Annotated in this window: 5 protein-coding genes and 1 pseudogene; all 6 read right to left on the bottom strand. The window is 43.6% G+C overall.

Annotated elements, in window-relative coordinates; genetic code table 11:
• Positions 1–184 (bottom strand): annotated as a pseudogene (locus CH376_RS02805) (ABC transporter permease); the annotation flags it as partial.
• Positions 181–1116 carry an ABC transporter ATP-binding protein gene (locus tag CH376_RS02800; RefSeq protein ID WP_100786711.1) on the bottom strand — a complete coding sequence of 312 codons (936 nt, stop codon included), beginning with the start codon at positions 1114–1116 and terminating at the stop codon, positions 181–183. The pseudogene CH376_RS02805 and the gene CH376_RS02800, both read right to left, overlap by 4 nt.
• Before the next feature lie 113 nt (positions 1117–1229).
• The gene (locus CH376_RS02795; RefSeq protein ID WP_100786710.1) at positions 1230–3602 is read right to left on the bottom strand and encodes a SpoIIE family protein phosphatase; all 2373 of its coding nucleotides are present in this window, start codon (positions 3600–3602) and stop codon (positions 1230–1232) included.
• Positions 3603–3692: 90 nt separating this feature from the next.
• Positions 3693–5552: an exodeoxyribonuclease V subunit alpha gene (gene recD / locus CH376_RS02790; RefSeq protein ID WP_100786738.1), complete on the bottom strand. Its 1860-nt coding sequence runs from the start codon at positions 5550–5552 to the stop codon at positions 3693–3695.
• The gene (locus tag CH376_RS02785) at positions 5552–8728 is read right to left on the bottom strand and encodes a UvrD-helicase domain-containing protein (RefSeq protein ID WP_100786709.1); all 3177 of its coding nucleotides are present in this window, start codon (positions 8726–8728) and stop codon (positions 5552–5554) included. The genes recD and CH376_RS02785 overlap by 1 nt, the downstream gene beginning before the upstream one ends.
• Positions 8725–12147 carry an exodeoxyribonuclease V subunit gamma gene (locus CH376_RS02780; RefSeq protein ID WP_100786708.1) on the bottom strand — a complete coding sequence of 1141 codons (3423 nt, stop codon included), beginning with the start codon at positions 12145–12147 and terminating at the stop codon, positions 8725–8727. Before CH376_RS02780 ends, CH376_RS02785 begins: the two co-directional genes overlap by 4 nt.
• Positions 12148–12152: the final 5 nt, after the last annotated feature.

The raw sequence follows: 12152 nt of genomic DNA, 5'->3' as shown, positions 1-12152 counted from the left end.
CCGGAACGATAAAAGATCCGTAATCGACGCCGTCCACTCTCTGAATTCTCGATCCTATGGCCGAGCCGAAAACAATGAAATACAACGAAGTCGAAAGTACGGGAGACGCGATGCTTTGAAAAAGGGTTCTCCAGGTTCTGGACATTTCGAAAATATAAATGGATTTGATTGCGTGCAGATTCATTCCGACTCCTTGACTAACTGAACAAAAATTTCCTCTAACGAACTCTGAGTGGTATTCAGATCTTGAAATTCTATCTTTGCCTTTTTTAATTCCTGAAGAAGCGCCGATATTCCGGTTTGTTTTGCGTGAGAATCGTAAGTATAAACGAGTTGTTTCCCGTTATTGGAAAGTTCCAAACCTTTCGTCTTCAGGGTGGCCGGGATTTTTTTCAAATTCCGGCTTAGATCCAGGATGATCTGTTTTTTACCGAGTTTCTGCATTAGAATTTTCTTATCTTCTACTAGAATTAATTCTCCCTTGTTCATAACTCCGATTCTGTCCGCGATCTCTTCCGCTTCCTCGATGTAGTGTGTGGTTAGTATGATCGTAACCCCGCTTTCCCTAAGATTTCGAACGATGTTCCACATATCTTTTCTGAGTTCAACGTCCACGCCTGCGGTAGGTTCGTCCAAAAATAGAACTGCAGGTTCGTGCGAAAGCGCTTTGGCGATGAGGACTCTTCGTTTCATTCCGCCGGAAAGAGTGATGATTGTGCTGTCTTTTTTGTCCCAAAGAGAAAGTGATTTTAAAAGTTTCTCGATATAATCGGGGTTAGGCGCTTTGCCGTAGAGCCCGCGAGTGAAGCTGACGGTCGCCCAAACGGATTCGAAGGCGTGTACGCTCAGTTCCTGAGGGACCAATCCTATCCTGAAACGTGTAAAACGAAAATCTTTTAGAATGTCTTTTCCGGCGACGTGAACAAAGCCGTCGGTCGGATTAACGATTCCGCAGATGATGGAGATGAGAGTCGTTTTACCGGCTCCGTTTGGTCCGAGCAGGGCGATAATTTCGCCTTCCTGGATTTCGAGGGAAACATTTTTCAAAGCCTGAAAGCCGTTCGAATACGACTTTGAAAGATGATTGATGGAAACAATGGAGGACTGCCGTTTCATGTTTTGATTCTTCTTTAATCGTGTAGAATACGATGGATAGAATGCCTAAAATAGCGGAACCTGTTTTTCAGCCCAGCAGGATTTGGATGAGGAATTCAAGAAAGAACTTGCATTTATTCTCCTAACGTGATCGCAAGAAAAGTCAGATCGTCCGTTAGATCTTGGGATTCTCTAAAAAGATACAGGCTCCTTAAGTGAGAATCTAAGATCTCCTGAATCGGCGTCTCCGAATTTTCACGAAGGTAAGAATGGAATCGGTCTTCCCCGTAAAGCTGTATTAGATTCTTATCAAATACTTCGAAGGCGCCGTCCGAAAAAAGAAATAACCGAAACGAAGAATCAAAACTATAAGATTCCGTCCTGAATTTCGCGGAAGGTTTTAATCCGAGGATCGGTCCCGTCTTCTGTAACGCGATTTTTTTTCCGTCGGCGAGGATGATCTGTTCGGGATGTCCGCCGGACGCATATTGGATTTTGCCGGACTTCGGATCCCAGTCCAATAAGAATGCCGTAAAAAGGGCGTTCAAGTTGTGAAACATAGGATGAATTTGTTGATTCAATTGTTCTAATATGATTCCGGGCGGAGAATCCATGTCCTCGACCGTGTCGTAGTCTGCTTTGATCGCCATCGTCAATAAAGCCGCTTGCGTTCCGTGACCGGTCGCGTCCGCGATAAAAAATCTCCAGGATCCGTTTTGAGTTTTACGGATATCGTAGAGGTCCCCTCCGATCGGTCCCATCGGAAGATACAATACGGACCAAGGGAAAGGCCAATTTTTAGAATTCGGATCCGGGAACATCGACTTCTGCAATTTTTCCGCGGTGTGAAGATCGGATTGGAGAAGACTCAGCGCTTTGTCTCTCTGCGATTCCAAATTCTTTCTCTGAGTGACGTCGCGGATAATCAATCCTACGTATTGATCCTGTTCTATGATCCAGTGCGTGACGGAGAGTTCCAAAGAGAATTCCGTATTATCTTTTTTTAAACCGATCATCTCTATCGTCTGCGAAGGATGATTTTTTCTTCTTGAAGAATAGAATCTTAGAAACGCTTTTTTGTGTTTATTTCGAATTCTCTCCGGAAGAATTTTTTCCAAAGGAGAATTCAGCATTTCTTCAGCTTCCCAGCCGAAAATCTTCACGGCTCCTTCGTTCCAAAAAAGAATCTTACCGGTTGCGTCCGAGACCAGGATCGCCTCTCGAATCGACGCGGAAATCGCTCTGAATTTTACCTCAAGTTCATGATTGAGAGAATCCGTAAACTTGAGAAGGCTTCGGTATCGGATCGAAATCAAGACGGATTGAAAAGCGATAAACAATAAAAACGTGTAAGGTACGATATAGGGAGTCGTTATCAAACCCAGTCGTGAAAGTGTGTCGTTTAAGGCGCCGACCAAAAGAAGAAGGCAAGAGATTAAAAATACGACGGATCCGGTTCTTTGATTGAGAGCGGCCTTTATCATCACCACAAAGACTACTAAGATAAGGGCGAACATAAAGATGAGATAGGCTTCGAAGACAGATTCTAATACGTCCCCTTCAAACATCCAGAAAATTCCGAGCATGAGAAAATTAGGAATCAAGAATATACGATACGGAATCGGCTTGAGCTCGTTCGGGAAAAGGGACCGGATATAGCTTAAAAAAACGGCCGATAGAAAGAACAGACTTCCTTGATCGATTCGGAATTCGAGCAGCGGAGGGAATTGAGGAAACGCTTCAAAGATATAATGTTCTTCGGTGAAAAAAATTCTCAGTCCCAAGGTCGCGCAGACTAACGAAAGATAAATCGAGGACGATTCTTCCTTTGTCAAAAGATAGAAAAAGAAACTGGAAAAGCCGAAAAAGAGCAACGCTCCAAAAGTAAGAAAATCCAATTTTCTTTTCGTTTTATCAATTGCCGAAATGGAGTGGAAGTTTCCCAGCTCCGGAGTTCTTCGGATTCCGCCCACGCCTTCGAACCAATTCGATATTTCTAATGTGATTTCAAGAGGTTCTTTTTCATTTTCGACTAAAAAGTGAACGATCGGCTTTCCGATTCTGCGTATTTCTCCTTCGGGTTTTGCGGAAACTTTGCCGAATTCCAGAAGTTGTTTTCCGTTGATAAAGACTCGATAGGCATTGTGGATTTCATGAAACTTGATCGCATATTCTCCGGCGGAAAGGCCGACGACTTTGAGTTTGTATGTGGCCGCCCCAAAAGCCTTTCCTTTGAATGCGGGGAATTCGCTGTCTTCCCAAAATCCCGGGACCGCGATTACTCCAAGAGATCCTTTATTCGCGAACCCTTCCTGAAATTCCCATTCTCCCGAAAGTGGAACGATTTTATTTTCCGCAAGGAGTTCGCTTGAGATCAGTAGAATTCCGTTCTTCGCTTTGGGAAAAGAATCCGGAATCGGTCCGCAATGGCCCTGCAATAGGATCCAAACTCCGAAGGAAATCCAAAAAATAGAACGGATGAATATTCTACCATAGGACCGAATCATGACGGTCTTTCATAAATTTAAAGTAGGAATCCGCAATCTTTTTATAATAGGTTTCTGTTTTCTTGTAATTAAACTTTGAGGGAAGATGGCTTACGGATTTATTCTGATTCGAAATCCTGTGTTTCGTTTTTGGATGTTTTCTATTCCGAGTTCAAATGTCTTAGGATTTCCGGCTAAGATTACCTGATTTTTAGCGCGAGTGATTCCCGTATAAAGAACCTGTCGATTGAGTAATTTGTGAAAATTGGTAGCCGCGGATTCTCCGCCGTCCGGCAAGTATATTAGAATTGTATCATATTCCGATCCTTGACTTTTGTGTATGCTCATTACGAACGCCGGCTCGTGTTTCGGAAGCGTGTCCAAGGCGAAGGGATAGAGGCGGTCGTCGATCGGAAATACCGCTCTTAATTCTCCGGTGTTTCCCGTTCTGAGAACGATCCCGATATCGCCGTTGAATAACTTTCGACTCTTGTCGTTTTGTGTGATCAGGATCGGGAGCCCTACGAAGTAGAGACGTTTTGCGAGACGTTTTGGAAATAAGTTCTGAACCGGAGCAGAGGTGATTCTGCCGTAAAAATCCTGAGCGGCGAGATTCATGATTTTGTTTTGAATCGACTCCACTCCCCAATATCCTTTTCGAAACACCGTAAGACAACGAAAGCGACCGAGTTCGTTTTGGAACGTTCTAACAAAATTGAAATCGGTAAATTCTCTTCCGTCATTAATTTTCCAGGACGAGATCCTTAGAATCTGCGGTAAAAAAATTCTTTCCCAAAGTTGTTCGACTACCTCGTCCCTCGTCAACACGTCGGGATCCGTTTTCGAAGAATTTTGCAGCCACACGACTTGAGTTGTGTAAACTACGTTTTCACCGATCGTATCGGTTTTTGGAAAAGCGTCGTCGATTCTCGTTCCTAGATTTAGATTTTCGGGATCGTACTTTAGAATTTCTTCGGCCAAAGTTACGATCTTAGAGACTTCTCCTTTTGAGTTTCTTTTTTGACGGTTGCTTTCCTCGAGTCTGGAAATATGATTTCCGTTCTCGGATTCCAAAACGGAAAGGAAGTCGCTTAACACCGCGCCTTTTTCCACGGAAGGAAGCTGATTCGGATCTCCGATGAGAATCAATCGAAACGATCGATCTTTCGGCAACGCTTGAAATAAGGAGAGCATCAGATTAACGTCGACCATCGAGACTTCGTCAACGATGACAAGCCGATGCGGAAGATAACGTTCCCGATTATAATAAAATCCGCCTAACGACGGTTTGTAGGAAAGAAGTCCGTGTATCGTCTGTCCCCTCAGAAAACGATTCTGATCCGAATCGGATATTCTTTTTAGATTCTCCTGGATGGATTCGGTCAATCTCTGCGCCGCCCTTCCGGTCGGAGCTACGAGCGCGATCTCTTCGGCAGGAGGAAGCTCGCCAAGTTCATTCAAAATTTGTAATAAGAACGCGACGACCGTCGTTTTTCCCGTTCCCGGACCGCCGCTTATGATTTGAAACGACGAGGAAAGACAGGATAGAATCGAACGAACTTGTCCTTTTTTAAGATCGAAACTTTTTGATTCCAGTTTTTTAAGAATCGATTCCGCTTTCACCAAGTCCGATCGCGTCCTAATATTCCCGCGAATTCTTTCTTCGAGAAGAGTTTCGAGTTCGGTCTTGGTACGGAATGTTTTTTCGAAATACACCCATTCTTTGTTTCCGATTTTTTCGACGACGAGAGCCGGCGGTTTTGTTTTGAGGTAATTTTTCCATTCCTTTTGAACCGGGATACAAAGGTTTCCGTCTTCGCCGGCTTCCCAAAGTTCATTCAAAATATTTAATAGAATCTTGGAATCTTCTTCCGGATGTTTGGATTGGGTTTTATTTTTCGATTCCAATTCCGAAAGAAGAAGGATGTCTTCTTTCAATTTTTCAGTCCAGGATGAGAAGAGTTCCTCCATCAGAGAAAATCCTCCCAATTCCGATTTGTCAAAAGGCGGACGTTGTCTTTGATTTTGTTTAATCTTTCTAAAGACCAATCGAAGTCCGAATAAACGCCCTTGTTTTCGCCGGCTCTCATCCCTCTTAGATAAAAATAAAAAACCCCGCCGAGTTTTCGAAAGGCTTGCTCTTCTCCGAAAAGATTCTTTAGATATTCGAAAAGGATCATAGCGTAGATATCTCTTTGCAGATCGTATCTGCTCTCCGGACTTTCTATACTCTTTTTCAACGAAGAGAAGGAATAGTCTTCGAGCAGATTGGATTTATAGTCCGCGAGATAGAAACGATTCTCGAATTCGAACACGAGATCGATGGAACCTTTCAAAAAATTACCGGGACCGCTGCTTTGCGGATCCAGATCCAGATGAAAATCCATCTCCGAAATTCTTTTTTCATTAGAAATATCTAATAAACGAAATGAAGATCGGTCTTTTACGGGGATTACGGCGTTTAAGGAATTCCATAGAATTTCGCAGGCTCTTTCTCTGTAGACGTCCTTTTCTATGTCCGCATCTTTTTGTTTGGTTTTGGAAAGCTGGAAGTAATCGAGATGAAAATTCATTCTGGATAAGATCTTCTTTTCGTTTAGAAGTTCTTTCGGCGACTTCGTTTTAAAAAGAGAAAAATCCAATTCTTCCAAAAGAAGATGTAAGAAGGAACCGGTTGCGGCGGACGAGGGAAGTGCATCCTCGGTTTCCGACGGAGAATCTTCTATTTCATCCGATTTAAAAAAATTTCCGTCTTCCAAGACTGAAAGCGATTTTTCGTCCAACGCTACGTCGACTTTTGATTTGAGGGAAGAGTAACTGTGGATCCAGATCGTTTTCGGGGAATACGATTCCTGAAAGATCAAAGGAGTAAAACGGACCTCGGGTGAAACCGTTCGCGTGCGAATTTTAAGATCGGTTTGATCCAACGGCTGCGGAGTCCAAAATACGGAATGAAAGAGTCGAGGATCGGGATCGTTTTCCAAAATCGAATGAAGTCTGGGATATAAAATCTTAAAATACGCGGAGTCTCTCGCCTTCCAATTGTTGATCGGGGTGAAATACGGAAGATAAAGTCTGATTTTGGGTCTTGTGATTCCGACGTATAACAGGCGTTTGTTTTCGTTCAACGTTTGATTAGAATATTCTTCTTTGCTAATCTTTCGTTCTTCTTCGTCGTCCCAAAGGCTCAATTTCCAAGTTCTGCGATTTTCCGATTCGACGAACGGATAGTCGTAGACATCGGGCGTGAAATTTCCGGAAAGATTGAATAAAAATACGATAGGCCATTCTAAACCTTTGGAAGCGTGTAACGTGAGAATCTGTACGGCGTCTTTTTCGGTTTCTTTCTCGAAAAGAGGAAGTTCTTCTTCGTTTCTTTTTTCGGATTGAAGTTGTTTCAATTCTTCTAATACTTCTTCGAGCCCGGCTTGGTTGGCGATTTGAAATTGAAGAAGTTTTCTAAATATCTGTCTGTAGTTGGTCCGCTTTCTTTCCCAGGCGATATCTGTTTCCTCTTCGGTCAAAAAGATCCTGCTGTCCTCTTCGATCGAACGAAAGAGCTCTGCGAATTTTCGCTCCATCGCAAACGTCTTCCAGCGATCCAGGATGGACTTTTCATACGAATCGATGGAATGTTCGTCGAAGTAAGAAAGGCGATCCGGACGTATTTGAAACAAATCGCCTAACAAAAGTTTCCGATAGGAAGAAGGTTTGTTGGGATCTATGAGACACTCTAAGACGTTTCGTATTTGAACCGATTCCGGCGATTGATAAATCCCTTCCTGTTTGTAAAAGGAGCAGGGGATCCCTCTGAGCTTTAACGCTTGTTCTACGACTCTTCCCTCGGCCTTGCTTTTAACCAAGACTGCGATCTCTTTAAGGTCTATTAATTTTTCATTATATTCTTTTTTTTGATCGTCGTAGGTTTCGTAAGCGAAGGCGTTTTCCCGAGTCGCGAGTTTTAGGATTTCTTCGGCAATGAATTGTCCCCAGGCCACTCTGGCGTCGTCGGTTTTCCAGGTTTCCCTTCCCTGAAACCGCACGACCTGAATCGGACCTTCCTTGTGCCGCGGACTCAGTCGAACCTTTCCTTCTTTCTCAGGATGTTTTACTTTTGTATATTCGATCGGTTGCGATTCGAATCCCTTTTCAACGATCGGAAAAAAACTAAGTTCTCCCTCTTTCCCGCCGAAGATTTCGTTATAACCTCGGATGAGTTCGGATACGGAACGATAGTTTACATCGAGCGGAATTTCCTCCGCGTGATTTTTTTTGAGTTCCCTTTTTGCGTTCAGATAAGTTCCGATGTCCGCTCCTCGGAAACCGTAGATGGACTGTTTGGGATCTCCGATGAGATACAATGCCCTTTCGGATTCTTGCCGATTCGAATCCAGAAATAGCTGCGAAAATATTTCATATTGTGCCGCGTCCGTGTCCTGAAATTCATCCAAGATTCCGATCTTATATCGGTTTTGGAGGGCTTTTTTTAAGAACGGGTTTTTTAAAGAATCTCTGGTCTTAAGAATCATTTGATCGTAACTCAGCCAATCCCCATTCTTAAAATCCTCCTCTACCATTTCCTTTGCGATGAGGGCCGTTTTTTGCAGAAACGTTGCCGGGCCCAACGGCGTAGAATCGTTGTTATACGGATATTTTTTCCCGCTTAAAAGTTTGGCCCCCGCGGCAAGAATTTGATCCCTATTTTTTAAAAATTCTGATTCGGAAAGAAGAGATTCGAGTTCGTTCGGAGCCGCCCAATTTTTCCATTCCTGATGTTGAAGCCGATAGAGCGCGATCTTAAGTCTTTCCTTTGCGTCCGTCAAAATCCATCGGGAAGAAGTTTCCGTTTCCACGGGATATTCCTGTAAAATCATATTACAAAAACCGTGTATAGTTGAGATCGTAACCTGATCGAGTTCTCTCGCCTCTTTTGTGAGATCGGATTGAAGCAGTTTTTTTCGGAGCCTCTCCTTCAATTCGCCCGCAGCCTTTTCGGTGTAAGTAAGAATCAGGATTTGCGTGAGAGGAATTTTATGCTCTTGGATCAGATCTCCGACGATCTCCATGATCGTATACGTTTTTCCGGTTCCCGCGGAGGCTTCTACAAAACTGGATTTTAGTTTGAACGGCCGAGTCAGATCGCTCATAGGTCCTTTTTCCAATCCAAGAACGGTTTGTAAAAATCTTTCGCCCAGCGAATTTCGGAACTTAAAACGAGGTCGGGAGTTTTGCGATATAGTTTTACGAGAGAGGAAAGATTTTCCTTTACCGAATCCAATTCCTCTTTCAGATAATTTTTCCATGCGGCTTCGTCTTCGAACTTTGCCGTATCGTCCGGGGTTTGTTTTTTTCCTGAGGCTCCTTGAATATTTTTCACGAAATAACTGAGAAATGCCTTTCTGGGAAAAAAAACCGGTTCTTCCCGAAGATAGAGTTCCGCTAATCTTTGCAGATATTCTTTACCGGTTAAAGAGTCTTCGGGTTGATACTGTATCGGAAGAAAGTTTTTCTTTTTTGAATCTTCGGAAGGACGAGCTTTGAAGGAATAAATTTTGAAATTTTCACCTAACGCAGAAAAGGCGACGCCGGTGAGGAACGGAAAACTCATTACCTTCCAGTAATCTTTAAAGCCGTAAAAATTTTCGGATGGTTTGTCTTCCAGGCTTTTCGGAAGGAGCCAATAAAGGACGCCTTCCTTTTCCACGACGTGTTCCCATTCTCCTTTGATCTTTAGAGTTCTTCCGGAAGTTCGTATGAGAACGGAAAGTTCCGGAATTTTTTTACAAAGATCTTCCGAAAGTCCCGTGTCTCCCAAGCTCAGATAAGAATGGTATTTTCCGCCTTGGAAGAGAGGTTTCCAGCCGGAGAGCAGCTCGCTCGTTTGTCGAAGATATCCCAAAAGATCCGCTTCTTGAATTTTTGCGAAGACCGACTGAGGGAAGCGGGCCGACCGTTTTTCTTTTTGTAAAACGGGAAGCAGCGCGGAAGATATAGTTTCCTCGTTCCAGGACCAAGGCTCATTCGATACGAGATCCGGCATCATGATCGCATACATTTTTTTTAATATGTTTGCCTCTGCGACGGCGTCCAGATCGAAGAGCTCTCCTTCCTGTTCCGAAGGTTCTTCTTCGTCCAAATACATTCCCAATCTTTTTTTGAGATAAGTGTCCAGCGGATCGCTTAAGAATTGGGAAATTTCCCTCAGATCGATTTCGTTGACCGGCGTTGACGCGGAACCTTTCGTGAGGTCGTCGAGATTTTGGAATCGGCCCAGGATTTTTTGATCGTTTCTGTCTCCGTTGACCCAGATTCTCGCAAAATCGAAACTTACGAGACCTTGCGCCATATCTTCCGGAGTATGTTCGTATTTTATACTATACGAATGAAGTGGAAGTTTGGTCGCTTCCGGCAATCCGAAGAATTCCATGATTTCGAAAAAATGAGAGCAGGGTTCGAACGTTTTATCTTCCTGAAGATTTTTTCCCACATAACTCAACGTAAGGGATTCTTTTGCGGAATGAATCGTTTCCCATAATAGAGACTCTTGGATTTCTCTTCGGGAAACGTCCCATTCTTCTTTGAGATCTTTTCTTAGATTGAGTTGGGAGCGGTCGTTGTTTCCGGGAAATTTTCCTTCTCCAAGTCCGAGAATGTATATATGTTTGAAGGGAATCGGACGCATCGGTTGCAAAAGAGAGATCGTGACTCCTCCGGTTAGATACGCGCCTTTGCGGTAGGGGATCTGATCGAAAGTTTGTTCGGTGACGAATTTGAGAAGGGCGACTCCGTCTTTTTCATTTTGCAGACGGATGCCGTCCCATTCTTCGAGAGAATCCAGCCACCCGTAAAAAAGTTTGGCTTCCTGTTCGTATGGTTCCGAAAATTCAAAAAGTTCTTCTAAAGAATTTCTTAATATTCTAAAATACTCCGGGTTCCATTGAGGGTTTTTGTTTTCAAAAACGGAAAGAACGCTCTTTTTGGTTCTCAATATCGTTTCCCATAAGGCGGTGAGATAAAAGGAGGTTTCGTCCGATTCCGATTCGATCGGAGGGATCTTATATTCTGTCCAGGCCGTTTCTTTGGAAAGAATCGAAGACAACCGAATTCTTCTCATCCCGTTTGAAATTTGAAAGGAGTCGACTTCTCGGCCCTCTTCTTCGTAAATCATTCCCGCCGAGTCGATCATACTTTCCAAGTCTAGAACGGACTGAGAGTGAATTCTAAACCTATTCTGAAGAAGAGGATTTCTGAGCAAACGGAGCAGATTCTCCTTTGAAATCGCAGGGCCGGAACAGAACTCCCAAACGTCGATTAATCCCCGATACAGCAAGGACGCGTCGTTTGCTTTGATGTCGGTCAGCGAGTAGGGGATTTTTTTTCGGATCGGAGGGAAATCGTTCTGCTTTTCGTTTTGCGAACTTTGCAAAAGGATTCCGCCGTCTAACACCCATTCTACGGTCGGACGATAGACTTTCATATCCGTAACGAGGATCGCAAAATCCAAATAAGTCAACTTGGGATTCAGATTCATTTTGTAGAGGATGTCGTTTGCGACGGCTTCCATTTCGCGATACGCGGAAGGAGCGTTCCAAAACCGTACTGATGCGTCGAAAGCAGGTTCGTTTTGTTTGATCGGTTTTTGTTTTCCGTCCAGTAGGATTCTGAGCGAGTTCAGTTTCGGCGGAAAGTCGTGCGACGTTTCGATATGTTTCAAAGAAGTCGTTTCGATACGGTTCATTCTTTCCGCGAGATGGATTTGAGGATTGGACCAACTCTGAGGACCGGAAGAGTCTTTCTGATTCTTCTTAGCTTCCGTATGAAATTGATAGAGATAAATCGGAAGCCGATCTATTTTGGAAAGGGATTCTAAAATTCCCAAGTAAGTGTCCGATAGATTGGACAAGCAGAAAAGATGAAACGATGGAAATTCCTTGGGGGAACGTTTAGGATTCTTTCGGGCTTCCTTCAGAAGAAACTGAACCAAGGTGCTCGGCTCTTTCGAATCGAGAAAAACTTTTTGATAGAGTTTCTTTTGAAAAAGATAGTATTCGTCCTCTTGCGGCAACGGAGAAGGACGACTCGAGATCGACGGTATTTCCAGCCCTTTTTCTTTAGCCCAGGCGGATATCCAACTCGATCTGTTGAGCTCGTAATCTTTGATAAGCGAAGTCAACTTTGCGCTGAGAGAAAACGCGCGCGGAATGCTCTGAAGGAAGGAATTTAAAAAACGTATTTCGCTTTGATCTCTATTTTCGATCAGATAGGTTAGAATTTTTCTTTGATTGGCTTCCTGACTCGGGAAGGTCGGATGCAACGGATCAAAATCGAAACCCGCTCTTTTGATATAGAATTCCTCAAGAGCTTTTTCTAAAAATAGAAAGCGGAAGTTCGCGGTGATTCCGTTGATGCGGGCGAGGTTGAAATTCAACCATAACTTCATGTTCGTACTTGGGATCACGATCACGGGCGCGCGTAAGGGAGAATCTATCCTTTCCGCGAGGACGTTTTTTGAGAGTTCGATCGCCATGTTTTCGAGCGATAGACTTGTGATATGCGTGATTGACAAACGTT

It is taken from the genome of Leptospira adleri, from assembly GCF_002811985.1.
Lineage (GTDB): Bacteria > Spirochaetota > Leptospiria > Leptospirales > Leptospiraceae > Leptospira > Leptospira adleri.
This window is presented reverse-complemented; position numbering and strand designations above follow the sequence as displayed.